This window comes from Massilia aurea, from assembly GCF_040790145.1.
Classification (GTDB): domain Bacteria; phylum Pseudomonadota; class Gammaproteobacteria; order Burkholderiales; family Burkholderiaceae_D; genus Telluria; species Telluria aurea_C.
Map to the genome: position 1 here is coordinate 61,822 of NZ_JBFMMP010000016.1, position 26,993 is coordinate 88,814.

The following is a 26,993-nucleotide window of genomic DNA, read 5'->3' on the forward strand; positions in this document are numbered from 1 at the left end:
GCACGCCGGCCATGGCCAGCTACCCACTGCCGTTAGCGACGCCCCTCGCACGTCGTTCCAGTCTCCGCAGGTGCGACGTTTTTGCATCAACGGGAACGTGTCGGACAACCCGTCGTACCCTTGCTTATTCCAGGGCCACCAGCACGGTGGCCAAGCCAATGCACACGACCGCGACGACGCCGATGCGCTGGCGCAGGCGGCGGCTGCTCGAGACGATGTCTTGCGCGATGTGACGGCGCGGGGATGTCGGGTTGCTGCGGTCGATGGCGGTCGCCGCGTGGATCGCCGTACGCTGACGTTGAATTTGTTCGGTATGCATGATTACTCCAATCGCAGGCCCCGGTGGCGCACGATCAGGCACGTGCATGTGTGCGGAGCAATAAACAATCCTAGCATGCACGCACTGAATTTTGCCAGTCCGCGTTGTCAACCGTGCGCGTACCGCAGCGTCCGGCGCAGCGCGCTGCGTGCGCTACCGTCCAAAATGAGGCGCTGCGCAATCGTAGTGCGCTGTACGCGCCATGCTGCGGTGCACTGCGTGGTGCGCGGTCCGTGCCTGCACTCTGGGGACGGTTCTGGCACGAAGCTTGCGTAATGACCAATGCGCAACGGAGCGCACGAGGTGCATGCCAATGACGGCCCCACCTTCCCGGACAACGACGTCTACCAACGCATGAACACGTTCATGTGGGGTAGGCGTTTCTTTTTGCCTGATCACTTTTTGGGATTTGCGATGGAAAATCAACAGCGTCAAGCGCAGGGCAACCCTTCTACCAGCACGAGCGTCGATGGCACACGCAGGAACATCATTCATGGCGCCTCGCTGGCGGCAGCGGGCGGCCTGCTGGGTCTGGCCGGGGGCGGGGCGTGGGCGGCAGGATCGGACAAACCCGAGAAAACCGAGATCAGGATCGGCTTCATCCCGTTGACCGACTGCGCGTCGGTGGTGATGGCGTCAGTGCTGGGCTTGGACAAGAAATACGGCGTCAAGTTTGTGCTGAGCAAAGAGGCCTCGTGGGCCGGCGTGCGCGACAAGCTGGCCAATGGCGACCTCGACGCCGCCCACGTGCTGTACGGCCTGCTGTACGGCGTGCAGATGGGCATCGGCGGGCAAAAGAAGGACATGGCCGTGCTGATGGGCCTGAACAACAACGGCCAGGCCATCACGCTGTCGAAACAACTGGCGACCAAGGGTGCGGTCGACGGCGCCTCGCTCGCCCGGCTGATGCGCACCGAGAAGCGCGACTACACCTTCGCGCAGACTTTCCCGACCGGCACCCACGCGATGTGGCTGTATTACTGGCTCGCGGCCAACGGCATCAATCCGATGAAGGACGCCAAGGTCATCACCGTGCCACCGCCGCAGATGGTGGCCAATATGCGCATCGGCAATATGGACGGCTTCTGCGTCGGCGAGCCGTGGGGCCACCGCGCGATCATGGACGGCATCGGCATCACCGCCACGACCACCCAGGACATCTGGCGCGACCATCCCGAGAAAGTGCTGGGCTCGACGCTTGAATTTGCGAAGGCCAATCCGAACACGTGCCGCGCGATGATGGCCGCCATTCTCGAAGCGGGCAAGTGGATCGATGCCTCGCTGGCCAACAAGAACAGGATGGCCGAGGTCATCGCCGCCAAGTCGTACGTGAATACCAGCAAGGACGCCATTGACCAGCGCATCATGGGGCGTTACCAGAACGGCCTGGGGAAAACCTGGGACGACGCCAACCACATGAAGTTCTACAACGATGGCCTGGTCAACTTCCCGTTCCTGTCGGACGGCATGTGGTTCATGACCCAGCATCGCCGCTGGGGCCTGCTCAAGACCGATCCGGATTACCTGGCGGTGGCCACGTCGGTCAACCAGGTGCAACTGTACAAGGACGCGGCCACCATGACGAAAACGCCGATCCCGGCCAGCCTGCTGCGCACGTCGAAGCTGATGGACGGCACGGTCTGGGACGGCAAGAATCCGCAAGCTTACGCGGCGTCTTTCAAGGTCAAGGTTTGATCATCCACCTGTGTGTCGAGGAGCCGTCATGAATGCCCTGTTGAAATCCGTTCCCAACGAGCCGGCGCCTTCGCCGACCGCTGCCGGCGGGCCTGCCCGCACCGTCATGCCGCGCAAGCCGGCATCCGTGGTCGCGCGCCGTGCGCAGCCGTTCGCCACGGCGGTGCGGCTCGTCGCGCCGCCGCTGACGGGCATCGCGCTGGTGCTGGTGATCTGGCAAGTGATCGCCGCGCAGAACGAGGCGTTTCCGTCGCCACTGGTCACGTGGCAGGCGGCGCTCGAATTGTTCGCCGATCCGTTCTACCGCAACAGCCCGAACGACCAGGGCATTGGCTGGAACGTGCTGGCGTCGCTGCAGCGCGTGGCGGTCGGCTTCGGCCTGGCGGCGCTGGTCGGGATTCCGCTGGGCTTCGTGATCGGTCGCGTGCAATTTGTGAATCGCATGTTTGGCCCGATCATCAGCCTCTTGAAACCGGTCTCGCCGCTGGCCTGGCTGCCGATCGGCCTCTTGGTATTCAAGTCGGCCGACCCGGCGGCGATCTGGTCGATCTTCATTTGCTCGATCTGGCCGATGATCATCAACACGGCCGTCGGCGTGCAGCGCGTGCCGCAGGATTACATGAACGTGGCGCGCGTGCTGAACCTGTCCGAGTGGAAGATCCTTACCAAGATCCTGCTGCCGTCGGCGCTGCCGTACATCCTGACCGGCGTGCGCCTGGCGATCGGCACCGCCTGGCTGGTCATCGTCGCGGCCGAAATGCTGACCGGCGGCGTGGGCATCGGCTTCTGGGTGTGGGACGAGTGGAACAACCTGAACGTGGCGCACATCATCATCGCCATTGCCATCATCGGCGTGGTCGGCCTGCTGCTCGAGCTGGCGCTGGTGTCGCTGGCGCGCGCGCTGACCCACGAACAAGTCGCTAACTGAAAGGGATGTCGATCATGGACGAACTGCAATCGAAATTCATCGACATCTCCGGCGTGGAGATGGCGTTTCAGACGAAGAAGGGCGTGTTCCAGGCGCTGCAGGGCATCGATCTTACGGTGCGCAAGGGCGAGTTCATCACGCTGATCGGGCACTCGGGCTGCGGCAAATCGACGCTGCTGAACCTGATCGCGGGCCTGCTGAAACCGACTGCGGGCGTGCTGATCTGCGCTGGCCGCGAGATCGGCGGGCCGTCGCCGGAGCGCGCGGTGGTGTTCCAGAACCATTCGTTATTGCCATGGCTGACCTGCTACGAAAATATTCATCTGGGTGTAGAGCGGGTGTTCGGTGCGGCCGAGACGCGGGCGCAACTGCGCGAGCGGACGATGGCTGCGCTGTCGCTCGTCGGCCTGACCAGCGCCGAGACCAAGCGCCCGCATGAAATCTCGGGCGGCATGAAACAGCGGGTCGGTATCGCGCGGGCATTGGCAATGCAGCCGAAGGTGCTGTTGATGGACGAGCCGTTCGGCGCGCTCGATGCGCTCACGCGCGCGCATTTGCAGGATGAGCTGCTCAAGATCGTCGCGGCCACCAAGTCGACGGTGGTGATGGTGACGCACGATGTGGACGAGGCGGTGCTGCTGTCGGACCGGATCGTGATGCTGACCAATGGGCCGGCGGCGACGATTGGCGAAATCGTCGAGGTGGGGCTCGACCGGCCGCGCGACCGGGTGGCGCTGGCGCAGGATGCGCGATACACAGAGCATCGCCGGCAGGTGCTGGAGTTCCTGTACCGGAAGCAGGCGAATCCGGCGACGCAGGCGGCCTGACTACGTGGCTTTTTTCTTCTGCACCTGACGCTGCTGCTGCTTGCGCTGCGTCTGGTTGCGGTTCTGCTTGCCTTCGTGCAGCGTGACGGCGTCGAGCTTGGCCTGGGCCTCGTTGCGCAGTTCTTCGTTGTCATCGTGGGCGACAAAGAAATCGTTGGCTTGTGCATCGACCACGAGTTTGATCGCAGCTTCATCGCTGAGGTCATACATCTCGGTCAGCAGGGTGGTTACTTCGTCGAGATAATCTTCATACGTCATGGTGTGCGCTTCCTGAATTTGAGCAGAACACAAAAAAGCCAACCCGAAGGTTGGCTTTTCTGCTGAATCTTTGGTAGGCCGTGCGGGATTCGAACCTGCGACCAACGGATTAAAAGTCCGCTGCTCTACCAGCTGAGCTAACGACCCGAAGAAGCAAGATTATAGGGGGCGACACCCGCGCTGTCAAATGCCGTACCCGCGTGGCGTACCCCGGTGTGGCTTATTTCAGCGATGCCAGGCGATCGCGCGCGGTCTGCGCGGCGCTCGAATCCGGGTACTTCGACACCAGCGTCTGCAGCGATTTCTTCGCGCTCTTGTTGTCCTTCAGCAGGGCGTAGCTGCTGGCGATATTGAGCATTGCGTCCGGCACCTTCTGGCTCGTCGCGTAGGTGGTGGTGACGACCTGCTGCGCCGCGATGGCCTTCTTGTAGTCGCCCAGCGCATAGAACGTGTTGCCGAGCCAGTACTGCGCGTTCGACGCATACGGTGACTGGGGGAACTGCCTGACGAATTCTTGCAGCGCGACCGAGGCGCCCTTGTAGTCGCCGGCCTGGAACAGGGCGGTGGCGGCTTCGTACGCAGTCTTTTCGGATGGCAGTACTTCGGCGGTCTGGCCGTCGATCACTTCTGCGCGCGGTTCGACTTTTTTCAGGCGCGCATCGAGATCGGCGTACAGCTGCTTCTGGCTGTTCTGCGCTTTCGATACCTCATTGGCCAGCACTTCGATCTGGCCGCGCAGGCGCGCGATCTCCTGCATCGTCTGCTCGTGCTGGTTGAGCATCTCGATCTGCACCGTCTTGTCCGATTTGCTGTCGATGCGCGTATTCAGGTCGCGCGTGATGTTGTCGACCTTGGTGCGCAGGTCCAGGATGGCCTTGCGCGCCTCTTCGTCGTCGAACGGGCCGGCGGCCGCGTGCAGCGGCATCCACAGGGCCAGAACCAGGCATGCGAGGCGGGACTTGGACAGTTTGATCATAAGCGTTGTGTTCTTTCTACTAAGCCGGTGACTACGGCGGTTGCTGAGATAAAACAAGGGGCGGGTAGCAGTCTGCACTGCGTCCCGCCCCCTGTCAATCTAACCTGTCCGGCTTGTTCAGCCGAATCGATTATTGATAGACGATGTCTGCGCGGCGGTTTTCAGCCCACGATTCTTCGTTGCTGCCGGTGGCTTTTGGCTTTTCTTCGCCCAGCGAGACGGCTTCGATCTGGCCTTCCGACACGCCAAGCGACGCCATCGAACGACGGACGGCTTCAGCACGCTTCTGGCCCAGGGCCAGGTTGTACTCGGTGCCGCCGCGTTCATCGGTATTGCCCTGGATCAGGACTTTACGCGCGGTGTTCTTGGTCAGGAAACCCGAGTGGTTCTGGACCACTGGCTGGCCGTCAGCGCGCACGACGAAGCTGTCGTAGTCGAAGTAGACGCTACGGTTGGCCAGGACGCCTTGCGGGTCGTTCAGTGGATCGACGGTGCCGGTTTCGACTGGGCGGATGTCACGGGTGTCGGCGACTGGTGCTGCCGGCTCTGGCGATTTCTCGACGACCGGGGTTTCGTTCAGCTTGGTCGGCGACGAGCAAGCGGCCAGCAGGGCTGCGGTGGAAACGATGAAAGCTACACTCTTGAAGTTGCGCATGGATTTTCTCCTGTTATGTTGAGGTTTTACTTCTTACTTCATGAAGGGACCCCAGCTGGGCTCCCGAATGTTTCCCGCTTTGGTCGTCAAGCGTTGCTTGACTCGTCCATCCACAGACACCACGGCCAGCGAGGTGCGACCGCCACCCTTGGTTGCATACATGATGTACTTGCCGTTAGGCGAAAAACTCGGTTCGGTGGCCCCATCGGCCAGGCGCAGTTCCTGGCCGCTGGCCAGGTCCATCGCATATAAGGAGAAAGCGCCGCCGCGCTGCGAAATCCAGGCCAGCGTCTTGCCGTCGGACGACACACGCGGGCTGATATTGTAATTGCCATTGAACGTCACGCGGGTGGCATTGCCGCCGGCGGCGCTCATTTTGTAGACTTGAGGACCGCCGCTGCGATCGCTCGTGAAATAAATGGTCTGGCCATCGTGCGAGAACTGCGGCTCGGTGTCGATGGCTGCATTGTTGGTCAGACGCTTGTGGCCCGTGCCGCTTGAATTGACCGAGTAGATTTCTGTGTTCCCGTCTTTCGACAGGGCTACGGCCAGGGTCGAGCCGTCAGGCGACCACGATGGCGCCGAGTTGTTGCCCTTCTGGTTCGAGATCACGTTGCGGCGACCGGTCATCAGGTCTTGCAGGTACACGACCGGCTTGCGGTCTTCCATCGACACGTAGGCGACCTTCGAGCCGTCTGGCGACCACGCTGGCGAAATGATCGGTTCCTTGCCCTGGGTTGCGATGACTTCGTTCTCGCCGTCGGCGTCCGATACGGCCAGGACGTAGCGCTTGGCGCCGCTGTCCGCCTTGACGTAGGCGATGCGGGTCGAGAAGATGCCGCGCACGCCGGTCAGCTTTTCATACACGTCGTCGGCGATGCGGTGCGCCTGCAGGCGGGTGTAGCGGGGCTGCACTTCGCCGCCCATCTGCGAGATTTCGCCGCCCTTGACGGTGTCCATCAGCTTGTAGCGGATCGCGAAACGGCCGTCCGGCTGCTTCGCCACACTGCCGACCACGAGCGCGTCGGCGCCGCTGGCCTTGAACGCTGCCAGGTTGATGCTGCCGGCGTCGCGGTCGCTGATGACCTGGCCGGCGTCGATCACCTTGAACACGCCACTGCGCTCGAGGTCGGCGCGGATGACCGCCGAAACTTTGTCGGGTGCGACGGATTCGTCGGCGAAGGCGGCGATGGCGACCGGAATCTGGTTGCTGCCGACACCCGCGATCTCAATTTGCAGCTGCGCATTGGCTGCCGATCCCATGGCGAGGGAAACGCTAAACAGCAGGAAATGGATTTTTTTCATAGTTTCTCTTGTAAAGCTGGTTCACACCGAATCAATCGTAATCACGCATCGAGAAATTCACGTCAAGCGTACGCTCCACCGTCCCGTCCTTCTTTTTGGGCAGTGGCGATGCTTTCTTGATACCATTTTCTACTGCCCTGTCAAATTCTGGCACACCGCTGCTTTTTACCAGCCGCACCGACATGATTTCACCGGTCGGCAACTGGTCGACGCGGAACGTGGCGCGTGGATTTCCAGACACATCCGTGTTACCCGGATAGGCCGTGCTGCTCTTGATCGCGGCCGTGATCGCGGCGATATAACCGCCGTCGGATTTCGGCCCCGTCGACTTCGCTGCCGATCCGGTGCTGCCCATGGCGCCAGCCATGCGCTTGAGTTCATCGGCGCGGAACTTGTCGAGCTTGGCGTTCTCGGCAGCGGCCGCCTTGGCTTTTGCCGCGTCGGCTTTTTTCTTGTCGGCGGCGGCCAGTGCATCCGCTTTCTTTTTGTCTTCGGCGTCTTTTTTCTTTTCCTCGGCCAGCTTCTCGGCTTCTTTCTTTTTCTTCTCGGCGTCGGCTTCCTTCTTGGCTGCCAATTCTTTTTGCTTGCGCTCTGCCTCGTCTTTTTTCTTTTGTTCGGCCAGTTGCTCTTCGCGCTCGCGTTTCTCGGCCTCGCGCTTCTCGGCCAATTCTTTCTTTTTCGCGTCCTCGGCCTTGCGTTCCTTCTCTCGCTGCAGCGCGATGTCCGGGGCTGGCTTCGGGGCCGGCTGCTCGACCACCGGTGGCGGAGTAGGTGAGGGCGGCGTGCGCACTGGCTCCGGCTCAGGTGCTGGCTCAGGCTCAGGTGTCACCTCCGGCGCTGGCTCAGGCGGCAACTCAGGCGCGGCGGCGGTCTGCACCGACATATCCCACACTTCGGCCTCGACCGTGATCGGGGTCTTGGCCGTCCAGCTCACGCCGATCCACAGGAACGCCAGCAACGCGGCGTGCACGACCACTGCCAACAAGAACGATGGCAGGCGGCTCGGTTCGGGCGGCACGTAATACGGCACGCCGGCGTTATGTGGCTTCAGTTCGGACATATTCTAGGCATCAATGCATCGACATCACTGGGTGGCCAGGCCAACCCGGTTGATACCCATCTTCTTGGCTTCCGAGATCAGTTGGATGACGTCGTCGTACTTGCTCTCGCGGTCGCCCGCGATCAGCACCGGATAATCGGGATGTTCTTCATGCAGCGCGCGCAGGCGCTGAAGCAGGGCGGAGCGGTCGGCCACGTCTTCCTGGGCCACGCGCACCTTGCCCTGCACGCCGATCGACAGGCGATTTTCGGGCTCGATCGACACCTGGATGTAGGTGTCCGGCGGCAGCGCCGATTTCTCGGCGCGCGGCAGGTTCACCACGCTCGGCGCCTGATTGGCCGGCACCGCCATGAAGATAATGAGCAGCACCAGCATCACGTCGATGTATGGCACGACGTTGATCTCGGATTTGAACTTGCGGCGACGTCCACCGCGCATGCTGCTGGAAAAGGCCATCGGCAGGCTCCCTGGATCAGCGCGACTGGCGCTGGAGAATGTTCGAGAATTCTTCGACGAAGCTCTCGAAGCGGTTGGCCAGGCGGTCGATATCGTGGGTGAAGCGGTTGTACGCCACCACGGCCGGGATCGCGGCGAACAGGCCGATCGCGGTAGCGATCAGCGCTTCGGCAATGCCCGGGGCGACAATCGCCAGCGTGGCTTGCTCGACGCTGGCCAGGCCGCGGAACGCGTTCATGATGCCCCACACGGTACCGAGCAGGCCGATGTAGGGCGAGACCGAACCCACCGACGCCAGGAAGTTCAGATGCGATTCAAGGGCATCGAGTTCGCGCTGGAACGACGCGCGCATGGCGCGGCGGGCGCCGTCGAGGACCGAATTCATGTCGAGTGCTTCGCGCGAGGCTTGCTTGCCCTTGATGAATTCACCCATGCCGGATTCAAAGATGCGGGCCAGGGCGCCGCTCTGGTCGCGCTGGCTGCTGGCGCTCTGATGCAACGTGTGCAGGTTGCCGCCGGCCCAGAAGCTGCGCTCGAATTGCTCGGTCTGTGCACGCGCGGCGCGGATCGCGAACACCTTGCGGAAGATGTAGGTCCAGCTCACGATCGACAGCAGCAACAGCAAGGCCATAATCAATTGCACCAGCACGTGGGCATTGCCGATCAGGGCGACGAATGAAAGGTCTGGAGTGACGGTCATGGGCTATGTATTTAGGTATGTATTCAGGCGGCACGCATTTTAGCAGCCACGTGGTCGGGCATGGGGCGCGGGCGCATTGTGGCAATATCGACACAACACACCGTGACGCTGGCCGTATTGAGCAGGGTGTCACCGCACCAGGCCTGCTGCAGGAACTGAACCGATGCACGACCCAGCTTTTCTACGCTGGTTCGTATCGTCAATTCGTCGTCGAGGCGCGCCGCCGAATGGTAATCGAGGGTCACATTCTTGACGACGAAGGCGGTGTTGTTCGCATCGAGCAGTGCTTGCTGTTGCACGCCGAGTGCGCGCAACCATTCTGTGCGGGCCCGTTCGAAGAACTTCAGGTAATTGGCATAGAAAACAATGCCGCCGGCGTCGGTATCCTCGTAATACACCCTGACTGGCCAGATAAACACTGAAGACATCGCTACTGCCGATACATGAACATGAGAAACATTCTACGTTAGTTTCTATCTCGATATGTACGCTAAGGCACACTGAGAGCGGAAATTACTTACGTACGCTTGGCACACAGTTGTGCTTTTGAGCAGTAGTAGACTTGAAACGTAGTAAAAAGACCAATCACTGTAACACTTTCTCACAAATCAAGAGCACGTTATCGGTTGCCTGCATACGTACGTCACGCAGGCAACCAGGCACCTACACTCGCTTGATCGTGAAGGGCGAAAAACCCTGGCAGGTCGGCATCAGTTCGATGCTGTTGACGTTGACGTGTGGCGGCATCGTCGCGATCCAGTAGGCGGTATCGGCGATGTCTTTGGCGCTCAGTGGCGTCGTGCCTTCATACACCTTGGCCGCGGCCGAATCGTCGCCCTTGAAGCGCACGTTCGAAAATTCCGTGCCGCCTGCCAGGCCCGGCGCCAGATTGGTGGCGCGCACGCCGGTGCCGACCAGGTCCGCCCGCAGATTGAGCGTGAACTGTTCGACGAACGCCTTGGTTGCGCCATACACATTGCCGCCCGGGTAAGGGTAGTGGCCGGCGGTCGAACCGATATTGATCACCAGGCCGCTACCGCGCGCAACCATGTCGGGCAGCACGAGGCGGGTCATCGTCACCAGGCCTTTGCAATTGGTGGCAATCATGGTTTCCCAGTCTTCCAGCGGCACTTCCTGCGCCGGCAGGGTGTTCAGGGCCAGGCCCGCGTTATTGATCAGCACATCGATCTGCTTCCATTCGGCTGGCAGGCCGGCCAGGGCCGTTTCGATCGATGCGCGGCTGGTAACGTCCAGCGTCACCGGCAGGGCGGCGTCGCCCAGCTCGGCTGCCAGCTCGGCAATACGATCGGTGCGGCGGGCGGCCAGCACGACGCGGTGGCCGTGCGAGACGAAAGTGCGCGCCATTTCGGCGCCGAAGCCGGCCGATGCGCCGGTGATGAGGACGATCATGATGGATCCTTGATAAGCGGTGAGGGCAGATGCACGACTGCAAAATTGTAGCCGATATGACCATGACGGCGTGGCGGGTCGCCCATTCCACCTCGGCTTGCCACCAAGACAGGGCTTTCCTTGCCCTTCAATGGGGAGTTCAGTACAATTTGCGGACTTTACGTCTCACGTAACTGGCGAAACACCGCTCAAGCGCAACTTATTGGTGCGCACGGCGGCAAAGGTGGACACCCACCGGGGAACCTGAGACGCCATACGCCGTTCGCCTGGGCAGCCATCAACCGGTACGCGTTCGATCGCGGCTGCCCGCGCCCTATTGGCTCGCCGCCCCCGCTCGTAGCGCTGCTCGTTGCCTGGATTACTATCGATTGGAGTTTTACATGTTTGCTAAAGACCATACGCTGGCCAATGTCGATCCGGATCTGTGGAATGCTATCCAGAAGGAAAACGTTCGTCAGCAAGACCACATCGAGCTGATCGCATCGGAAAACTACACCTCGCCAGCCGTGATGGAAGCGCAGGGTTCGCAACTGACCAACAAGTACGCCGAAGGCTATCCGGGCAAGCGCTATTACGGTGGCTGCGAATACGTCGACGTCGTCGAACAGCTGGCGATCGACCGCCTGAAGCAACTGTTTGGCGCTGAAGCGGCCAATGTGCAACCGAATTCGGGCTCGCAAGCAAACCAGGGTGTGTTCTTCGCCGTGCTCAAACCAGGCGACACCATCATGGGCATGTCGCTGGCCGAAGGCGGTCACCTGACCCACGGCATGGCGCTGAACATGTCGGGCAAGTGGTTCAACGTCGTCTCGTACGGCCTGACCGCCGAAGAAGACATCGACTACGAAGCGCTCGAGCGCCAGGCGCACGAGCACAAGCCGAAGATGATCATCGCCGGCGCCTCGGCGTTCGCCCTGAAGATCGACTTCGAGCGCATCGCCAAAGTGGCGAAAGATGTCGGCGCCTACTTCATGGTCGACATGGCCCACTACGCCGGCCTGATCGCTGCAGGCGAGTACCCGAACCCGGTGCCGTTCGCCGACTTCGTCACCTCGACCACACACAAATCGCTGCGCGGCCCGCGCGGCGGCATCATCCTGATGAAGGCCGAGCACGAGAAAATCATCAATTCGGCCATCTTCCCTGGCATCCAGGGCGGCCCGCTGATGCACGTGATCGCCGGCAAGGCCGTCGCGTTCAAGGAAGCGCTGACCCCGGAATTCAAGGCCTACCAGCAGCAAGTGGTCAAGAACGCCAAGGCGCTGGCTGACACCTTGACCGCGCGCGGCCTGCGCATCGTGTCGGGTCGCACCGAATCGCACGTGATGCTGGTCGACCTGCGCGCCAAGGGCCTGACCGGCAAGGAAGCCGAAGCGATCCTGGGCCAGGCACACATGACCTGCAACAAGAATGGCATCCCGAACGACCCGCAAAAGCCGTTCGTCACCTCGGGCATCCGCCTGGGCAGCCCGGCCTTCACGACGCGCGGCTTCAAGGAAGAAGACGCTGTTACTGTGGGCAACCTGATCGCCGACGTGCTGGACAACCCGCACGACGCCGCGACCATCGAGCGCGTCAAGGGCGAAGTCAAGAAGCTGACCAGCAAGTACCCGGTCTACGCTGCCTGATTCTCCTGTCGTGGGCCGGTTCGCCGGCCCGGTAGTACCCATGTAGTACCGAAGCGAAAGTCGCAGCCCCGGCGCCATGAAATGTCCCTTTTGTCAGCATGAAGATACACAAGTCCTCGATACCCGCGTATCCGAGGAAGGGGACGCCATCCGGCGCCGGCGCCGCTGCGGCAAGTGCGACAAGCGCTTCACCACCTATGAACGCATCGAACTGTCGATGCCGATCATCGTCAAGAAGAACGGCAGCCGCACCGAATTCGCCTCATCCAAGCTGCGCGGCAGCCTGATGCTGGCGCTGCGCAAGCGCCCGGTGGCAGCCGAAGCCATCGACAAGGCCGTTGCCTCCATCGAAGAAAAGCTGCTCACCAGCGGTCTGCGCGAAGTCGATACCGGCTATGTGGGCGAGCTCGTGATGCAAGAGCTCAAGGGCCTCGACAAGATCGCCTATATCCGCTTCGCTTCCGTGTATAAAAATTTCGAAGACCTGGATTCGTTCCAGGCCGCGCTGGCTGAAGTCGGACACCAGCGTAAGCTCGACAACTAAACCCTTCCCAAGGTTCCCCGATCGGCGCGGCGCACGCTTGCGCCGCCGCACGGGCGCAGCAAGCCTGGCTGATAACGTCGTAGCTCGTTATCGGAGGCTTGCATGCAGCTGCATTCACATCGCGGTTTTACACTCATCGAAGTGCTGGTGGCGCTGTTCGTGCTGGCCATTGGCGTGGTCGGGGCAAGCGCGGCGCAACTGGCGGCGCAGCGCACGCGCCAGCATGCGGCCTTGACCGCCGAAGCGGTGGGTCTGGCAAGTTCGCTAACGGCGCGCATGGGCGCCAATGTTCATCTGGCCAGCTTGCCGGATGCGAGCAATCCCTATCTTTCGTTCGACTATGACGCAGTGGCCGACGGCCTGCCTGCCGGCGGCGCATCGTGCTTCGGTTCTGCGGTATGCAGCCCGCTGGCGCTGGCGGCGTTCGACCTGCACGAGACGCGCCTGCTCGTGCACGGGCGCTTTCCGGGCGGGCGCATTGCCGTGTGTCGCGATGCGGCGCCGTGGGATGCGGGCAGTCGGCGCTACCGGTGGGCGTGCAGTGGTGGGGCGCATGCGGCGGTGGCAATCAAGGTCGGTTGGCATGGCAATGACGATTTGCCGGCGTTCGTGCTGATGGTGGCGCGATGAGCAGCGTGCCTCGACGGTTCGCGCGCCAGGCCGGCTTTACCATCGCCGAATTCATGGTGGCGATGTCGCTCGGCCTGGCCGTACTGCTGGCGGCAGGGTCGCTGCTGATCGGCACCACCCGTACCCATGCGGCGCTCCTCGACTCAGCCGAGATGGACGACTCCGGCCGCTACGCAACCGATGCACTGGCACGCGCGGTGCGGCTGGCGGGCCACGTCGACTGGGCGGCGCATCCTGCGCTTGACCCCACCGCGCCCGCGCGTATCGCCGGGCTGGATGCACATTCGCTGACGCACGCCGGCGCCGGCATCGATGCGCCGTTGCCGACGGCGGTCAATGGCAGCGACGTGCTGGCGCTGCGCTTTGCCGGCACCGGCCCGCCACCGAACGGTGATGGCGGCACGCTCGACTGCGCCGGCTTTCCGGTCCATCGCGAAGAAGAAGGCTGGAGCATTTTCTATGTCGCGCGCAATGCGCAGGGCGACGCCGAACTGCGCTGCAAATACAAGGGCGCGGGCAGCTGGTCATCCGATGCAGTGGCGGGGCGGGTCGACAGCTTCCAGGTGCTCTACGGCCTGGACACCGATGGCGATGGCACGCCCAACCGGTACGTGAATGCCAGTGCGATCGCGGCGCTCGATGCAGCGCTGGTGCTCGTCGGCACGACGGCGAGCGAGCGGGACGCCGATCTGCGCACGCGCACGCACTGGAAGCGGGTTGCCAGCGTGCGGGCAGGCCTGCTGCTGCACGGGCCGCGCGTCGATGCCGGCGCCAACGCGCGCGTGGTCCATTCGCTGTTCGGGCCGGCATATGATGCCGCGCTAGCCGCCGGCGATCCGGGGGTGCTGCTGGCGGCGGCTGACCTGGATGCCAGCGGCGAGGCGCGCATGCGCAAGGTGTACGGCGCCGTCGTTGCGTTGCCGGTCGCATTGCCCATCACGTTGCCCATCACGTTGCCCGTGGCATTGCCCGTCGCACCATCTGCCGAACCGCCCGCAGCGTCACCCTGAGTCCCGATGCGCTCCTGTCACTCACCCATGCCCGAACGCCAGGACGGCATCGCGCTGATTACCGCGCTCGTGCTGATGCTGGCCGTCCTCATGACCGGCATTGCCTCTGCGCGGGGCGCGCTGCAAAGCGCCCGCGCGGCGGCGTACGAACGCGACCGCGTGCTGGCCGTGCACATGGCAGAAGCCGCCTTGTTCGATGCCGAACGCGATATCGAAGGCGGCGCGGCGCCGGGTTCGGCGCGCGCCAACGCCATCCTTGGCGGCAGCGCGGACGCGTTCGTTGGCGGCTGCCTCGGCGCGCTGCCGTACAACGGCTTGTGTGCGCATGACGCCGATCCCAACCGGCAACTTGCGCAACTGGCCGAAAGCGACGGGCCGGCCATCGCGTACGGCAGGTTCACCGGCGCCACGTTGCCGACGGGTGAGGGCGGCCTGCCTATCGAGGCGCCGCGCTACCTGATCGAGCTGATGCCGGCGTCCGGCGAAGGGCAGCTGTACCGCATCGGCGCACGCGGCGTCGGCGGCATGCCCGGTACCCGGGCCGCGCTGCAGGCGTATTACCGCAAGCTGCCCGACGGATCGCCCGGGCGCCGCGTCGGCTGGCGCGAGATCAGCAACTGGTCCGGGATCGTTGCCGCCGCATCCGACTGAGTTACAAGATTTACCCACAGGAGCACGTACATGACGCGACAAGGTAGCGGCTTCACGCTGATCGAACTGCTGGCTGTGCTGGCGATCCTGGGCATCCTGACGTCGGTGGCGTATCCGTCGTACACGCGCCAGATCGTCAAGGCGCGGCGGGTCGAAGCGCAACTGGCGCTGCTCGACGTCATGCAGCGCCAGGAGCAATACCTCGCGCAGCATCACAGCTATATGCCCTTTTCAATTGATGCGAGTGACCCTGACGCGCGCCGGTTTCGCGCCTGGATCGGCAATAGCGCCGCCGCCAGCGCCTACGAGCTCGACGGCGACGCCTGTCCGGGACAACCGATCGCCGCGTGCATCCTGCTGCGTGCGCGCCCAGGTACGGCCAAGGTCAACCGCGCATTCGCCGATCCTGAATGCGGCATGCTGACGCTGGACAGTACCGGCGCGCAAGGCGCCAGCGGCCCGTCGCCGCGCTGCTGGCCATGAGATCCCGAATCCCGGCAGTACTTGCCCGCGCCATCCTGCGGCGTCGCTGCAGCGGCCTGTCCTTTGCCGAACTGGCCGTGGTGCTCGGGCTGGTCGCGATCACATCGGCGGTGGCGGCGCCCGGCCTGCACCGGATCGTGCAAGGCCAGGAATTGCGCGTCTCTGCCAGCGACCTCTACAGTGCGATCCAGCTCACCCGTTCGCAGGCGATTTCACGCAACGAACCGGTCATCATCACGGCCAACGACGCGGCCGGCCTGGACTGGAGGCGCGGCTGGACGGTCTACGTCGATCGCGACAACGATCGCCAGGCGGGCGCGGGCGACGACATACTCGCCGTGCGCTCGGCGCTGCCGCAGGGCGTGCAGGTGAGCTATTCCTTTACCAACCCTGCAGCTCCGCAATACATCGCCTACAATGGCGCGGGGCGCAGTTGCAGCGATACCAACAGCGCCGCGTCGCGGCTGGGCACGCTCTCGCTATTCCATGGCGGCCAGGTGCGCCGTATTAAAATCAATATGCTCGGGCGCCCGCGCCTGTGCAACCCGGCCCGGGACGCCGGCTGCGATGGCGCCGCCGCGCCGCCCTGACGATAGCGCATTGCAGGATGCGCCTTGAAGAACGCGCATTGAAGAAAGACCACGTGACGCACGACAGCCAACCGATTCTCAACGACACCGAAGGCATGGCCGCGGCGCTGGCCTGGGCCGCGCGCGGCATGTTCATCACCGCGCCCAATCCGCGCATCGGCTGCGTGATCGTCAAGGGCGATGTCGTGATCGGCGCCGGCCACACCCAGCCCGCCGGCCAGGCGCACGCCGAAATCCAGGCGCTGCGCGACGCTGCCGCGCGCGGCAACGATGTGCGTGGCGCCACCGCCTATGTGACGCTCGAACCGTGCAGCCACCATGGCCGCACGCCTCCCTGTTCGGACGCATTGATTGCCGCCGGCCTGGGCCGCGTGGTCGCGGCGATGGTCGATCCCAATCCGCTGGTCGCCGGCCGCGGCCTGGCGCAGCTGGAAGCGGCGGGCATCGCGGTGCGCTCCGGGATCATGGCGCGCGAAGCGCAGGAACTGAACATCGGCTTCTTTTCGCGCATGGTGCGCGGCCTGCCGTGGGTGCGTCTTAAAGTGGCCGCCAGCCTGGACGGCGCCACTGCGCTGGCCGGCGGCGAAAGCCAGTGGATCACCGGCCCGGACGCGCGCGCCGACGGCCACGCCTGGCGCGCCCGCGCCAGTGCAATCGTCACCGGCATCGGCACCGTCAAGGCCGACAACCCGCAACTGACGGTGCGCGGCCTCGACACGCCGATGCAACCGCGCCGGGTGATCGTCGACAGCCGCCTCGACATCGACCTGACGGCACATGTCCTGCAGGGCGAACCCTGCTGGATCGTCGCGGCGACCGAGAGCATGACTGACAACCCGGCCAGCGCCAAGGCCGAGGCCCTGCGCGCCGCCGGCCACGAGGTGCTGTACCTGCCGAACGAACACGGCAAGGTCGACCTGCCGGCGCTGATGCGCGAGCTTGGCCGGCGCGAAGTGAACGAAGTGCACGTCGAAGCAGGCAGCAAACTCAATGCCTCGCTGGTGCGTGAAGGCTGTGTCGACGAGCTGCTGGTGTACCTGGCGCCAAGCCTGATCGGCCCGGGGCAAGGCATGTTCGACCTGCCGCCGCTGACGCAACTGACCGAGCGCCGCCAGTTGCGCTTTCATGACGTCAGCCGCGTGGGGGAAGACGTGCGCATCCTGGCCCGCTTCGCCGACGCCGAAAACTGATTTTTGAACAAATTAACTGATCTCCCCAACAAGGAATAACGTCGTATGTTTACTGGAATCGTCGCCGCAGTCGGCACCATCACTTCCGTCGCGCCACTGGCCGGCGGCCTGGACGCCGGCGTGCGTCTCGCCATCGATGCCGGCCCGCTGTCGCTGGCCGACGTGGGCCTGGGCGACTCGATCGCCATCAACGGCGCCTGCATGACCGTCACCGAAAAAACCGCCACCGCGTTCACGGTCGACGTTTCGCGCGAAAGCCTGAACAAGACCGTGGGCCTGGACGCCCCCGGCGAAGTGAACCTGGAAAAAGCACTGACGCTGGCCGAGCGCCTGGGCGGACACCTGGTGTCGGGCCACGTCGACGGCCTGGGCGTCGTGCACAGCTTCGAGCCGGTCGGCGAATCGCGCGAACTGGTCATCGATGCGCCGCACGAGCTGGGCAAGTTCCTGGCGTACAAAGGTTCTATCGTCGTCAACGGCGTGTCGCTGACGGTCAACCGGGTAGAAGACCTGCAGGCAGGCGGCCAGAAAGTCTGCCGCTTCTCGATCAACCTGATCCCGCACACGATCGAAGTCACCACGCTGCGCCACCTGGCCGCCGGCGCGCGCGTCAACCTCGAGATCGACCTGATCGCGCGCTACGTCGAGCGCATGCTCGCAGCCACCACCGCCAGGTAGTCGAGCACGCGGCTCGAGGCCACCGGCTTGGTGAAGTGCGCGTCGAAGCCGGCGGCGCTCGAGCGCGCCAGATCGTCCGGCGCGCCCAAGCCGGACACGGCGGCGATGGCGCAGTGCGCGAGCCCGGGAATCTGCCGCACGCCGCGCGCCACGTCGTAGCCCAGGATATCCGGCAGCCCGATATCGAGAAACACGACATCGGGCAGAAATTGCGCCGCCACCTGCAACGCTTGTTGTCCGTCGTGGGCGACCCGGACGTCGTGGCCGTGTATCTCGAGCAGCATCGACAGGGTCAGCGCTGCATCGACATTGTCGTCGGTGACGAGAATGCGCAGCACTGGCGCAGCCGGCTCGCCAGGCACGGCTGGCCCGCTATCGGGCAGCGGCGCCGGCATCGACCCGTCGAGCGCGAGCCTGACCTCGAACCGGCTGCCCTTGCCCGCGCCATCGCTGTGCGCGCTGACCGTGCCGTCGTGCAGGTCGACGAGCTGGCGGACCAGCGACAGGCCGATGCCCAGACCGCCCTGCGCGTGCTGCCGGTTGCTGCCCACCTGGCTGAACATCTCGAATACCGATTCCAGTGCTTCTTCGGGGATGCCGACGCCGTTGTCGGTCACGGCAACCACGGCCTCCAGGCCTTCGTGCGTCACGCGCAGCGAGATTGCGCCGCCCGGGGGCGTGTACTTCGCCGCATTGGTCAAGAGGTTGCCGATCACCTGCGCGATGCGGGTGGCGTCGGCCAGCACCGGCAGCGGCGTGTCGTGCAACGCGAGGTTGAACGCATGGCGGCTCGATTCAATCAGCGGCAGGCTGGTCTCGACCGCGTTCGAGACGATTGTGTTGAGGTCGACGCGGGCTTTCCTGATCTCCACTTTGCCGTTGGTAACGCGCGCGATATCGAGCAGGTCGTCGATCAGGTGCGCCAGTTGGCGCACCTGGCGCTCCATCATGTCCCGCACATCGGCCGGCGTGGCGGCGTCGCACGGCCCGATACGCATCAGCTCCAGGCCGGTGAGGAGCGGGGCCAGAGGATTGCGCAGTTCGTGCGCCAGTACCGCCAGGAACTCGCTCAGGTTGCGGTTGGACCGGGCCACCTCGTCGAACAGCTCGCGCTGGCGGGTTTCCGCCAGGCGCAGCGCCGTTTCGGTGCGTTTGAAGGCATCGATGTCCGTCACGATCGACACCTGGCCGCGCGTGATGTCGTCACGGTCCTTGATCGGAACGGCCGCTACCTGGGTCCAGATCTCGACGCCATCGTCGCCCAGGTAGCGCACTTCGATGCCCGGCACGACGCGCTCGCCGCGCAGCGCGCGCGCGCCGGCGAAATCAGGGCGCTCGATCGGGCGGCCGTCGTCATGAGACCCCCGCCAGCGCGTATGACGCTCGTCGTCCATCGACGGCAGCACGCCCGTGGGCAGGTAGCGGTGCATGGCCTGGTTCGACAGCACCAGCTTGCCATCCTGGTCGGCCACCGCCACGCCCACCGGCAACGCGTCGAACATCGTCGAGAGCATGTCGCGCGTCTCGTGCAGCGCTCGCTCGGCCAGCTTGCGGTCGCTGATGTCGAACAGATTGCCGACGAAGCCGAGAAACACGCCGGCATCGGCACGCCTGGGCCTGCCGGTGACGATCACCCAGCGATAGTCGCCGTCGGCGTGTCGCAGCCGATGCTCGACGCTGAATTCAGTCCGGCCGGCAATGGCGGCGAGAAAGGAGTGCTGCGCCATGGCGCGTTCGTCCGGATGCACCGCCGCCACCCAGCCGATACCGGGATCGGCGCCCCTTTCGTCACCGGTAAATTCGTGCCAGGCGCGCGACAGGAACGAAAACCTGCCGTCGGGCTCCGTCACCCACAGCATGGCCGGCGCCGCGTTGGCCAGGTCGAGGAAACGCGTTTCGCTGCGCGCCAGCGCACCTTCGGCCAGGCGGCGCTGCAGGATCGCGGTGGCCTGGTTGGCGGCCACGCCCAACAGCAGGCGATCGTGCTCGGATGGGAAGCCGGCGCGGCGCGCCCCGATGACCACGACGCCGAGGTCGCTGCCAATGCCGAAGCGGGCCGTACTGAACAGGAGCGGCGCGGCGCCGTGTTGCCGCGCCGCCGGGCAGGCGCCATGCACATCGGCCGACTGCATGGCCGCATCGAGCACGGTGCGCGCGGCAGGCAGCATGGCGTCGGAATCGTCGCGCCTGGTGCGGATGACTTCCATGGGTTCGATCTCGCCCTTGCCGGGCAGGCGGATGCAGGCCAGGTCGAGGTCGAGTGTGCTGAGCAGGACGCCCGCCAGGCTGTCGATGACGCCCTCCGGCGGCAGGTCGCCCCAGACAGCGGGCAGGGTGGTCATGGCAACCAGGTCGCGCGTGGTCTTGCGCAGGCGATCGATCTCGGCGCGGTGCTCGTCGTGTGAATGCATGCCGGTGCGCTGGTCTATTGCGGGGCGCCGGCCGGCATGGCGCTCGCCAGGGAACGCTCTTCGAGTTCCCTGAGCATCTGCTCGGGCGGCACGAAGAACGGATTTTCTTGCAGGATGCCGCCGATAATGACCATCGGGTGCGTGCGTATGATGTCAATCACGACGTCGGCGCTGAAATGCGTCAGGTCGTAGGTGCACACGATCGGGTTGTGGTGGTGGGGAAGCGCCTGGTTCAGTCGCGCCTCGTAGGCCACGATTTGCCGGGCGTCAGGGCGGGCACCGTTCATCCAGGCCATATCGGCGATATTGCGCGAGATTTTTCCGGGTGGTGCATTCTCGGGCGCGATCAGCGCCAGCAGCGAGGCGATCATGCGTTCCTGGTCGAACTTGCCATCTTGCAGATACGTCTCGTCCCAGGTTCGCACGGCCAGTTGCCCTTGCGCCTTGGCGGCGGCGGTATCCACGCCAGCGTGGGCCAGCTCGGCCAGGTGGGCGGCGCGGTGCGCCGGGTTGACGATATGGGCGGCCAGGTCGCCGCGCTCGAAGCCTTCGAGGATGAAAGGCATCAGCACGCGGTACTTTTCTTCATCGGTGTGAAAAAAAGCGCAGGCGTGGCATGCGTGGGTGAGGGGCTTGCCGGCCAGGTGAACCGGCTTGTCTGGAATGCTCATGGTCTGTTACCAGTAGAGCGCCAAGTTGCCTGGCGCCGGCGTTGATCTGTACATCGGCAGAAGCACGATGCGGCAGGTGCCGGGCACACGGCCTCATCGTGCCTGCATAGTATAGACGACAACGCCGCCGCACGAGCAACCGGGCCGGTGCGCCTGGCGGATCAGCTGGCCGGCGTGTCCGGCAAGTCGATCCTGGCGGCAACAGGCGCCTTGGCCACGGATGCCGCTTTGGCTGCCACCTCAGGATTGAGCACCACCTGCACATAGTTCTTCGTATCGAAGTAACGGCGCGCCGCCGCCTGCACGTCCTGCGCCGTCAGCGCGCCCACCTGCTGCTCGACCTTCAGGATCGACGCCGGATCGGTGCCTTCGGTCAGGCTCGATTGCAGGTTGGCGACCCAGTAGCCATTTTCGCGCAGCGAGCGGCGGTGGTTCTGGATCCAGCCTGATTTCACTTTCTCGAGCTCGGCCGCATCCGGGCCGTTCTCTTGCAGGCGCTTGATTTCGGCAAACGTCGCGGCCACGACCTTGTCGACGTTCTCCGGCCCGGTCGGCAGGTTGATGCCGATCGAATAGTTTCCGTACGGGATCTTGCTCAGCGCGCCGCTGGCGCCGCCACCGTAGATCATCGCCATTTTCTCGCGCAGCACCTCGATGATGCGCAGGTTGGTCACTTCGATCAGCGCCGACAGGCGCAGCTGCTCGGCTTCGGAAAACTCGGCCGGGCCCGTGAAGTTGATCGAGATCGTGCTCTTCGGTTCGGTACCGCTGCGCACTTCGCGCTTGACCACGCCGGTCACCGGGCGCAGGCCCACGTCGCGGAAGGCCACCGGAATGGCGGGCGTGGGCAGGGTGCCCAGGTAGCTCGCCAACAGGGGGCGGATCGCTTGTTCATCGAAGCTGCCGGCCAGGATGAACGTCATGTCCCTGGCGCTCGAAAAACGCTGGCGGAAGATGGCGATGCTGCGATCGAGGTCGATCTTCGCGTATTCGGCCGCCTCGAGCGTGCGGGGCGCGCGCGGGTGGTCGTTGAACAGCGCCGAGACGATTGCGTCGCCGAAACGCCGCCCCGGCTGGCCGCTGCCATTGCGCGCGATTTCGGCCTGCTTGTCGATGTACGCGTGGAACAGATCTTCGTCGCGGCGCACGTCGGCGAACTTCAGCCACAGCAGCTGCAACATGGTCTCGATGTCGGTCGCGCCCGAAGCGCCGGCGATGACGTCGGTATAGCTGCCCAGGCCCACGGTCACGCCGGCCGCCTTGCCGGCCAGTATTTTGCGCATGTCGAGCGGCGTGAAATCCTTCACGCCCATGCTGGCCACGATGGCATTCGAAAAGCGTGCGTTGAGGATGTCCTGGTCGGGGAACAGGCTTTGCCCGCCGGGGCGCGCCGCGCTCAGGATCACCTGGTCGTTCAAGAAGTCGGTGGGTTTCAGGATCACCTTCACGCCGTTCGACAGCGTCAGGCGCGTCAGGCCCAGCGCCTTGTCGTGTTCTTCGTGCGTGATCTTGCCTGGCTGGGCCGGGCGCTCCATCAGGCGCGCCGCCAGCAGCTTCTCGTCGTGCGGCGCCACCGGCAGGCGCGCGGCGTCGGCCACCGCGGCCAGCAACTGCGGGCCGGTCGGCGTATCGGGCTTGTTCACGCCCGTGTACAGCACCAGTTTGCCCGAGTCTTGCGGGATGGTGCTGCGCGCGTAGGCGTTCATCTCGGCCTGGGTGATGCCGGGCACCAGGTTCTGCACGTAGCGGTATTCAGTGTCGATGCCGGGGATCGCTTCGTCCTGCAGGAAGTTGCGGATGTATTCGGCCGCATAGGTGCCCGAATCGCTCTTGGCGCGCTCGTTCCAGGCCTGCTCGTAGGTGCGCATCAGGTTTTTCTTGGCGCGTTCGAGTTCCTGCAGGCCGAAGCCGTGCTGGCGTGCGCGCTCGTTTTCCTGGACCAGCGCGGCGATGGCCGGCTGCGCGCCGCGCGGGCCGATGGCGGCCGACGCGTTGTACGCGCGGTAGCGCGGGGTGAGCTTGCCGAGTGAGCTGCTCGCGCCGAGCCATGGCGCATCGGGCAGTTGCGAGATTTCGGCCAGGCGCGCGCTGAGCATCGAGGCGAACAGGCCCTGCACCAGCTCTTCGCGGTAGGCGCGCACGGTGCCAAGGTCTCGCACCGGCTGCACCGGATAGCGGATCAATACCGAGTTGCCGTCGGCTTCCGGATCGGTCACGACCAGGGCCTCGGTGTCGGCGCGGGCCGGGATGGTGGCGTAGTCGCGCGGGCGCGGCGCATCCGGATTCTTCAGGCGCGTGAAGTGCTTCTTGACGAGCCGTTCGGCCTGCGCCGGATCGATGTCGCCGACGACGACCACTGCCATCAGGTCGGGCCGGTACCAGTCCTTGTAAAAACGCTTGAGGGCGTCAGGCTTGAAATTGCGGATCACGTCTTCGCGCCCGATCGGCAGGCGCTCGGCGTAGCGCGAGCCGTTGAACAGGCGCGGGTAGATCTGCTTGCCCATGCGGTCGGCCGCGCCCTTGCCCAGGCGCGCTTCTTCGAGGATGATGCCGCGCTCCTTGTCGACGGCATCGGTATCGAAGCTGACGCCGTGGGCCCAGTCTTCCAGCACCTGGAAGGCCTTGGTCACATTTTGCGGTTTATCCGTCGGAATCGGCAGGATGTACACGGTCTCGTCGAACGAGGTATAGGCATTGAGGTCGGCGCCAAAGCCCACGCCGATCGACTGCAGGTACGACACCAGTTCGTGCTTGCGGAAGTTGGTCGAGCCATTGAAGGCCATGTGCTCGACGAAGTGGGCCAGGCCGCGCTGGTCCTCGTCTTCCAGGATCGAGCCGGCCTTGACGACCAGGCGCAGTTCGAGCTTGCGTTCGGGGCGTGCATTGCGCTGGATGTAGTAAGTGAGGCCATTGGCCAGTGTGCCGACCTTGACCTGCGGGCCGACCGGGATCACGGCGTCGAGCTGCAGCGCGTCCATTTTCGAGACGGCTGCCGCCGGCGCTTTGCTCTGCGGCGCAGGCAGGGCCGGTTGGCCCGCGTGCGCCAGCGAGAACACGCACAGCGCGGCGGGAAGCAGCAGGCCGCGTACTAATTTGTTGCTCATTGGGTGATCCCGGTGACTTGATCCCTGCATTTTACAGGTCGCCCGCCCCCGTACGGATGGGCTTAAGGCTGCGCTAAAGAATCGTGCAAGGACAGCGCAAGGACGGGACAATGCCTACAGCGTTACGCCGCCGAGCGCCAGCAACCTGGCCATCTCGGGCGCCGGAACAGGGCGACCATACAGATATCCCTGCATCACGTCGCAGCCGAGCGAGCCGAGAAAATCGCGCTGGCCGACCGTCTCGACACCTTCGGCGACCACCGACAGCGAGAGACCCTTGGCCAGCGCAATGGTAGCCTGGGCGATCGCGGCGCTGCGCTGCTCGCTGGTGATATTGCGCACGAAGGTCTGGTCGATCTTGAGTTTGTCGAGCGGGAAGCGCGACAGGTAGCCCAGCGACGAGTAGCCGGTGCCGAAGTCATCGAGCGAGAGCGACACGCCCAGCGTGCGCAGTTCGGCCATCTGGGCTTCGGCGGCGCTGCTGTCGCCCAGCATCACGCTCTCGGTCAGTTCGACCTCGAGCCAGCGCGGATCGAGGCCGCTGTCGGCCAGCGCGCGGCGTACCACTTCCACCACCGAGCCGGCCTTGAACTGGTGCGCCGAGACATTGACGGCCACCCGCACCGGCGCCAGGCCGGCATCTTGCCAGGCCTTGTTCTGGAAGCACGCCTGGCGAATGACCCATTCGCCGATCGGATGGATCAGGCCCGTGTCTTCGGCCAGCGGAATGAAGTCGGCCGGCGAGACGTTGCCGATCTCGGCGCTTTGCCAGCGCAGCAGCGCTTCCATGCCGACCAGCGTGCCATCCTGGCGCGAGACTTGCGGCTGGTAGTGCAGCGACAATTCGTCGCGCTCGATCGCGCGCCGCAGGCGTGTTTCGAGCGCCAGCCAGCGCAGCGCCTCGGCGTTCATCTCGCCCTTGAAGAACCTGAAGCCATTGCGCCCCGAGTCCTTGACGTGCGTGAGCGCGGCGTCGGCCGCCTTGAGCAGGTCGCCCGGCGCGTCGCCATCGCGCGGATAGATGCTGATGCCCACGCTGCCGGTGACCACCAGATCGTGACCGCCCACCGAATGCGGCTCGGCCACGGCGTCGATCAGCCGCTGGGCGCAGTAGATCACGTCATCGGTGTCGTCGAAGTCGGTCATGAGCAGCACGAATTCATCGCCCGACAGGCGCGCCACGGTATCGGTGGGGCCTGCCAGCGCGCTCACGCGGCGGGCCACTTCGCGCAGCACGGTGTCGCCCGCCGAGTGACCGAGGCTGTCGTTGATGCGAGAGAGCCGGTCGACGTTAAACAGCAGCAGGGCGACCTGGCTGGCATCCTGGCGCGCCGCAGCCAGCGCCTGCCCCACGCGGTCGTTGAACAGCGAGCGGTTCGGCAGCTGGGTCAGCGCGTCGTGGTTCGACAAAAAATCGAGCTGGTGGTGCGCAGCCTTCAGCGCCGACAGGTCGGTCGATACCGACACATAGGCGGTGAGGGTGCCGGCGTCGTCGCGCACCGCGCTGATGCTCATGCTGGCAGGGTAGATTTCGCCGTTCTTGCGGCGGTTCCAGATTTCGCCGCGCCACTGGCCGTCTTTTTCGAGGCAGCTCCACATGCTCGCGTAGAACGCGGCGTCGTGCTGGCCCGAGCGCATGACGCGCGGATTGCAGCCCATGACATCGGACTCGTGGTAGCCGGTGATCGTCTCGAAGGCCGGATTGGCGGCGACGATATTGGCATCGGCGTCGGTCATCAGGATCGCTTCCTGCGTGCTGTCGAACACCTGGCGCGCCAGTTCCAGCCGGTGTTCGCTGTCGCGCAGGGCGGCGTCGGAATCGGCGCGGGCGATGGCCTCGAGCTGCAGTTGCGCCGCGTGGTGCTGCACCACTTCGTACAGGTTCAGGTTTTCGTAGGCCACCGCCAGTTGCGCTGCCAGTGCCGTGGCCCAGCGTTCTTCTTCGTCCGAGAACGGCGCGCCCCCGTCGGCGCGCGTGCAATACAGCCAGCCGAGCGGATGCTGCAGGTCGTGCACCTGCAGGCCAAGCAGGTGCGCCACGCGCGGGTGCCCGGCGGGCAGCGTGGCCAGGAGCGTGTCGTCCGCTTCCAGACGCAGCGGCGCGCGGGCGCGCAGCAGCACGCCGGGCAGGTCGTGTTCAGCCAGCGCCGTCGGCAGCAGCAGGGCGCTGTCGACGCCGTACGTGGCCAGGTGGCGTACGCTGCGCTCGGAGCTGCCCAGCAGGCACAGGGCGACGCAATCGGCATCGAGCACCCGGCGTGCGGCGTCGACAAAGGCCGCCGCCAGCGCCTCGACCCGGCGCTCGCCGACGAGCATCATGCACATGCGTTCGAGTTCGCCGAGGCGCGCGCCCAGGTCGAACGGCAACTCGCGCTCGTGCTCTTGCGACGCCTTGGGGCAGGGCGCCGGCGCGCCGCCGGCCACGCCCAGTTCGGCGTCGACGGCGTCGAGGATGCGGTGCGGGTCGGCGGGCTTGCCCAGCACCGTGGTCACGCCGCAGCGCGCCGCCATGGCCAGCGTTTCGCGCTCGGAATACACGGCCGAGAAGAAGATGACGCGCGTGTCTTGCAGCGCCGGTTCGGCGCGCAGTTGCTGGACGAACTCGTAGCCGTCCATCGTCGGCATCAGGATGTCGGTGATGATCAGGTCGGGCAGCTCGGCGCGCGTGATGGCCAGCGCGCAGGCGCCGTTTTCAGCTTCGAGGATGCGGTGGCCGGAAAGGCCCAGCAGGGCGCTCAGGTAGCTGCGGTTGCTTGGCCGGTCGTCGACGATCAGGATGGTGGCCATCAGCGAAGCCCGCCGCTGGCGGTGGCG

Annotated in this window: 26 protein-coding genes, 1 tRNA gene and 1 riboswitch; of the genes, 12 read left to right on the forward strand and 15 right to left on the reverse strand. The window is 64.7% G+C overall.

What is annotated here, in order from left to right; all coding sequences use genetic code 11:
• Positions 1–124: 124 nt before the first annotated feature.
• Positions 125–319, reverse strand: coding sequence for a hypothetical protein (locus AB2N08_RS18935; RefSeq protein ID WP_367612455.1), 195 nt, complete (start codon positions 317–319; stop codon positions 125–127).
• A gap of 414 nt (positions 320–733) precedes the next feature.
• On the opposite strand from AB2N08_RS18935, the gene AB2N08_RS18940 reads away from it, so the two are divergent.
• From AB2N08_RS18940 to AB2N08_RS18950, 3 genes are read left to right on the forward strand one after another with little or no spacing between them, the layout of a single operon-like run.
• Positions 734–2,014, forward strand: a complete 1,281-nt coding sequence (locus tag AB2N08_RS18940; RefSeq protein ID WP_367612456.1) for a CmpA/NrtA family ABC transporter substrate-binding protein — start codon at positions 734–736, stop codon at positions 2,012–2,014.
• Positions 2,015–2,042: 28 nt separating this feature from the next.
• The gene (gene ntrB, locus AB2N08_RS18945; RefSeq protein ID WP_367612457.1) at positions 2,043–2,942 is read left to right on the forward strand and encodes a nitrate ABC transporter permease; all 900 of its coding nucleotides are present in this window, start codon (positions 2,043–2,045) and stop codon (positions 2,940–2,942) included.
• 14 nt (positions 2,943–2,956) lie between these two features.
• On the forward strand, positions 2,957–3,769 hold the full coding sequence (locus AB2N08_RS18950; RefSeq protein WP_367612458.1) for an ABC transporter ATP-binding protein: 813 nt from the start codon (positions 2,957–2,959) through the stop codon (positions 3,767–3,769).
• On the opposite strand, the gene AB2N08_RS18955 is transcribed toward AB2N08_RS18950, so the two are convergent.
• From AB2N08_RS18955 to AB2N08_RS19000, 10 genes are all read right to left on the reverse strand, one after another.
• Positions 3,770–4,027 carry a hypothetical protein gene (locus AB2N08_RS18955; protein ID WP_367612459.1) on the reverse strand — a complete coding sequence of 86 codons (258 nt, stop codon included), beginning with the start codon at positions 4,025–4,027 and terminating at the stop codon, positions 3,770–3,772.
• Positions 4,028–4,098: 71 nt separating this feature from the next.
• Positions 4,099–4,174 (reverse strand) — tRNA-Lys (locus tag AB2N08_RS18960).
• Positions 4,175–4,247: 73 nt separating this feature from the next.
• Positions 4,248–5,003 (reverse strand): tol-pal system protein YbgF, encoded by a 756-nt coding sequence (gene ybgF, locus AB2N08_RS18965; RefSeq protein WP_367612460.1) that lies wholly within the window; start codon positions 5,001–5,003, stop codon positions 4,248–4,250.
• Positions 5,004–5,133: 130 nt separating this feature from the next.
• A complete protein-coding gene (pal, locus tag AB2N08_RS18970) occupies positions 5,134–5,658 on the reverse strand; it encodes a peptidoglycan-associated lipoprotein Pal (RefSeq protein WP_367612461.1) in 525 nt (174 codons plus the stop codon).
• A 33-nt stretch (positions 5,659–5,691) separates the two neighbouring features.
• Complete coding sequence (gene tolB / locus AB2N08_RS18975) at positions 5,692–6,963, reverse strand: Tol-Pal system beta propeller repeat protein TolB (protein WP_367612462.1); 1,272 nt, start codon at positions 6,961–6,963, stop codon at positions 5,692–5,694.
• Between the two features lie 31 nt (positions 6,964–6,994).
• Positions 6,995–8,023: a cell envelope integrity protein TolA gene (tolA, locus tag AB2N08_RS18980; RefSeq protein ID WP_367612463.1), complete on the reverse strand. Its 1,029-nt coding sequence runs from the start codon at positions 8,021–8,023 to the stop codon at positions 6,995–6,997.
• A 24-nt stretch (positions 8,024–8,047) separates the two neighbouring features.
• Positions 8,048–8,479, reverse strand: coding sequence for a biopolymer transporter ExbD (locus AB2N08_RS18985; protein WP_367612464.1), 432 nt, complete (start codon positions 8,477–8,479; stop codon positions 8,048–8,050).
• 16 nt (positions 8,480–8,495) lie between these two features.
• On the reverse strand, positions 8,496–9,179 hold the full coding sequence (gene tolQ / locus AB2N08_RS18990; protein WP_367612465.1) for a protein TolQ: 684 nt from the start codon (positions 9,177–9,179) through the stop codon (positions 8,496–8,498).
• A 23-nt stretch (positions 9,180–9,202) separates the two neighbouring features.
• Positions 9,203–9,607 carry a tol-pal system-associated acyl-CoA thioesterase gene (gene ybgC / locus AB2N08_RS18995; RefSeq protein WP_367612466.1) on the reverse strand — a complete coding sequence of 135 codons (405 nt, stop codon included), beginning with the start codon at positions 9,605–9,607 and terminating at the stop codon, positions 9,203–9,205.
• Positions 9,608–9,842: 235 nt separating this feature from the next.
• A complete protein-coding gene (locus AB2N08_RS19000) occupies positions 9,843–10,589 on the reverse strand; it encodes an SDR family oxidoreductase (protein WP_367612467.1) in 747 nt (248 codons plus the stop codon).
• A 159-nt stretch (positions 10,590–10,748) separates the two neighbouring features.
• Positions 10,749–10,868, forward strand: a riboswitch (ZMP/ZTP riboswitch).
• A gap of 101 nt (positions 10,869–10,969) precedes the next feature.
• Between AB2N08_RS19000 and glyA the strand changes: the two genes are divergently transcribed.
• The 9 genes from glyA (at position 10,970) to AB2N08_RS19045 (ending at position 17,993) form a co-directional block, all read left to right on the forward strand.
• On the forward strand, positions 10,970–12,217 hold the full coding sequence (glyA, locus tag AB2N08_RS19005) for a serine hydroxymethyltransferase (protein ID WP_367612468.1): 1,248 nt from the start codon (positions 10,970–10,972) through the stop codon (positions 12,215–12,217).
• Between the two features lie 76 nt (positions 12,218–12,293).
• The gene (nrdR, locus tag AB2N08_RS19010; RefSeq protein ID WP_367612469.1) at positions 12,294–12,761 is read left to right on the forward strand and encodes a transcriptional regulator NrdR; all 468 of its coding nucleotides are present in this window, start codon (positions 12,294–12,296) and stop codon (positions 12,759–12,761) included.
• Between the two features lie 102 nt (positions 12,762–12,863).
• The gene (pilV, locus tag AB2N08_RS19015) at positions 12,864–13,391 is read left to right on the forward strand and encodes a type IV pilus modification protein PilV (RefSeq protein WP_367612470.1); all 528 of its coding nucleotides are present in this window, start codon (positions 12,864–12,866) and stop codon (positions 13,389–13,391) included.
• Positions 13,388–14,401, forward strand: coding sequence for a PilW family protein (locus tag AB2N08_RS19020; protein ID WP_367612471.1), 1,014 nt, complete (start codon positions 13,388–13,390; stop codon positions 14,399–14,401). The genes pilV and AB2N08_RS19020 overlap by 4 nt, the downstream gene beginning before the upstream one ends.
• A 6-nt stretch (positions 14,402–14,407) precedes the next feature.
• The gene (locus AB2N08_RS19025) at positions 14,408–15,052 is read left to right on the forward strand and encodes a pilus assembly PilX family protein (protein ID WP_367612472.1); all 645 of its coding nucleotides are present in this window, start codon (positions 14,408–14,410) and stop codon (positions 15,050–15,052) included.
• A gap of 30 nt (positions 15,053–15,082) precedes the next feature.
• Complete coding sequence (locus AB2N08_RS19030; protein WP_367612473.1) at positions 15,083–15,535, forward strand: type IV pilin protein; 453 nt, start codon at positions 15,083–15,085, stop codon at positions 15,533–15,535.
• A complete protein-coding gene (locus AB2N08_RS19035) occupies positions 15,532–16,125 on the forward strand; it encodes a GspH/FimT family pseudopilin (protein ID WP_367612474.1) in 594 nt (197 codons plus the stop codon). Before AB2N08_RS19030 ends, AB2N08_RS19035 begins: the two co-directional genes overlap by 4 nt.
• Positions 16,126–16,220: 95 nt before the next feature.
• Positions 16,221–17,315: a bifunctional diaminohydroxyphosphoribosylaminopyrimidine deaminase/5-amino-6-(5-phosphoribosylamino)uracil reductase RibD gene (ribD, locus tag AB2N08_RS19040; RefSeq protein WP_367612491.1), complete on the forward strand. Its 1,095-nt coding sequence runs from the start codon at positions 16,221–16,223 to the stop codon at positions 17,313–17,315.
• 45 nt (positions 17,316–17,360) lie between these two features.
• A complete protein-coding gene (locus AB2N08_RS19045; protein ID WP_367612475.1) occupies positions 17,361–17,993 on the forward strand; it encodes a riboflavin synthase in 633 nt (210 codons plus the stop codon).
• Here AB2N08_RS19045 and AB2N08_RS19050 read toward each other — a convergent pair.
• From AB2N08_RS19050 to AB2N08_RS19065, 4 genes are all read right to left on the reverse strand, one after another.
• Complete coding sequence (locus AB2N08_RS19050) at positions 17,954–20,404, reverse strand: hybrid sensor histidine kinase/response regulator (RefSeq protein ID WP_367612476.1); 2,451 nt, start codon at positions 20,402–20,404, stop codon at positions 17,954–17,956. The two genes, AB2N08_RS19045 and AB2N08_RS19050, sit on opposite strands and share 40 nt — an antisense overlap.
• Before the next feature lie 14 nt (positions 20,405–20,418).
• On the reverse strand, positions 20,419–21,075 hold the full coding sequence (locus tag AB2N08_RS19055; protein WP_367612477.1) for an MEDS domain-containing protein: 657 nt from the start codon (positions 21,073–21,075) through the stop codon (positions 20,419–20,421).
• 161 nt (positions 21,076–21,236) lie between these two features.
• Positions 21,237–24,179 carry a M16 family metallopeptidase gene (locus AB2N08_RS19060; protein WP_367612478.1) on the reverse strand — a complete coding sequence of 981 codons (2,943 nt, stop codon included), beginning with the start codon at positions 24,177–24,179 and terminating at the stop codon, positions 21,237–21,239.
• Positions 24,180–24,293: 114 nt separating this feature from the next.
• On the reverse strand, positions 24,294–26,966 hold the full coding sequence (locus tag AB2N08_RS19065) for a two-component system response regulator (protein WP_367612479.1): 2,673 nt from the start codon (positions 26,964–26,966) through the stop codon (positions 24,294–24,296).
• Positions 26,967–26,993 lie beyond the last annotated feature (27 nt).

Excerpts from the sequence above, each read along its gene's own strand:
- AB2N08_RS18935 (WP_367612455.1), bottom strand. The coding sequence starts at position 319 with ATGCATACCGAACAAATTCAACGTCAGCGTACGGCGATCCACGCGGCG.
- AB2N08_RS18940 (WP_367612456.1), top strand. The coding sequence starts at position 734 with ATGGAAAATCAACAGCGTCAAGCGCAGGGCAACCCTTCTACCAGCACG.
- ntrB (WP_367612457.1), top strand. The coding sequence starts at position 2,043 with ATGAATGCCCTGTTGAAATCCGTTCCCAACGAGCCGGCGCCTTCGCCG.
- AB2N08_RS18950 (WP_367612458.1), top strand. The coding sequence starts at position 2,957 with ATGGACGAACTGCAATCGAAATTCATCGACATCTCCGGCGTGGAGATG.
- AB2N08_RS18955 (WP_367612459.1), bottom strand. The coding sequence starts at position 4,027 with ATGACGTATGAAGATTATCTCGACGAAGTAACCACCCTGCTGACCGAG.
- ybgF (WP_367612460.1), bottom strand. The coding sequence starts at position 5,003 with ATGATCAAACTGTCCAAGTCCCGCCTCGCATGCCTGGTTCTGGCCCTG.
- pal (WP_367612461.1), bottom strand. The coding sequence starts at position 5,658 with ATGCGCAACTTCAAGAGTGTAGCTTTCATCGTTTCCACCGCAGCCCTG.
- tolB (WP_367612462.1), bottom strand. The coding sequence starts at position 6,963 with ATGAAAAAAATCCATTTCCTGCTGTTTAGCGTTTCCCTCGCCATGGGA.
- tolA (WP_367612463.1), bottom strand. The coding sequence starts at position 8,023 with ATGTCCGAACTGAAGCCACATAACGCCGGCGTGCCGTATTACGTGCCG.
- AB2N08_RS18985 (WP_367612464.1), bottom strand. The coding sequence starts at position 8,479 with ATGGCCTTTTCCAGCAGCATGCGCGGTGGACGTCGCCGCAAGTTCAAA.
- tolQ (WP_367612465.1), bottom strand. The coding sequence starts at position 9,179 with ATGACCGTCACTCCAGACCTTTCATTCGTCGCCCTGATCGGCAATGCC.
- ybgC (WP_367612466.1), bottom strand. The coding sequence starts at position 9,607 with ATGTCTTCAGTGTTTATCTGGCCAGTCAGGGTGTATTACGAGGATACC.
- AB2N08_RS19000 (WP_367612467.1), bottom strand. The coding sequence starts at position 10,589 with ATGATCGTCCTCATCACCGGCGCATCGGCCGGCTTCGGCGCCGAAATG.
- glyA (WP_367612468.1), top strand. The coding sequence starts at position 10,970 with ATGTTTGCTAAAGACCATACGCTGGCCAATGTCGATCCGGATCTGTGG.
- nrdR (WP_367612469.1), top strand. The coding sequence starts at position 12,294 with ATGAAATGTCCCTTTTGTCAGCATGAAGATACACAAGTCCTCGATACC.
- pilV (WP_367612470.1), top strand. The coding sequence starts at position 12,864 with ATGCAGCTGCATTCACATCGCGGTTTTACACTCATCGAAGTGCTGGTG.
- AB2N08_RS19020 (WP_367612471.1), top strand. The coding sequence starts at position 13,388 with ATGAGCAGCGTGCCTCGACGGTTCGCGCGCCAGGCCGGCTTTACCATC.
- AB2N08_RS19025 (WP_367612472.1), top strand. The coding sequence starts at position 14,408 with ATGCGCTCCTGTCACTCACCCATGCCCGAACGCCAGGACGGCATCGCG.
- AB2N08_RS19030 (WP_367612473.1), top strand. The coding sequence starts at position 15,083 with ATGACGCGACAAGGTAGCGGCTTCACGCTGATCGAACTGCTGGCTGTG.
- AB2N08_RS19035 (WP_367612474.1), top strand. The coding sequence starts at position 15,532 with ATGAGATCCCGAATCCCGGCAGTACTTGCCCGCGCCATCCTGCGGCGT.
- ribD (WP_367612491.1), top strand. The coding sequence starts at position 16,221 with ATGGCCGCGGCGCTGGCCTGGGCCGCGCGCGGCATGTTCATCACCGCG.
- AB2N08_RS19045 (WP_367612475.1), top strand. The coding sequence starts at position 17,361 with ATGTTTACTGGAATCGTCGCCGCAGTCGGCACCATCACTTCCGTCGCG.
- AB2N08_RS19050 (WP_367612476.1), bottom strand. The coding sequence starts at position 20,404 with ATGCATTCACACGACGAGCACCGCGCCGAGATCGATCGCCTGCGCAAG.
- AB2N08_RS19055 (WP_367612477.1), bottom strand. The coding sequence starts at position 21,075 with ATGAGCATTCCAGACAAGCCGGTTCACCTGGCCGGCAAGCCCCTCACC.
- AB2N08_RS19060 (WP_367612478.1), bottom strand. The coding sequence starts at position 24,179 with ATGAGCAACAAATTAGTACGCGGCCTGCTGCTTCCCGCCGCGCTGTGC.
- AB2N08_RS19065 (WP_367612479.1), bottom strand. The coding sequence starts at position 26,966 with ATGGCCACCATCCTGATCGTCGACGACCGGCCAAGCAACCGCAGCTAC.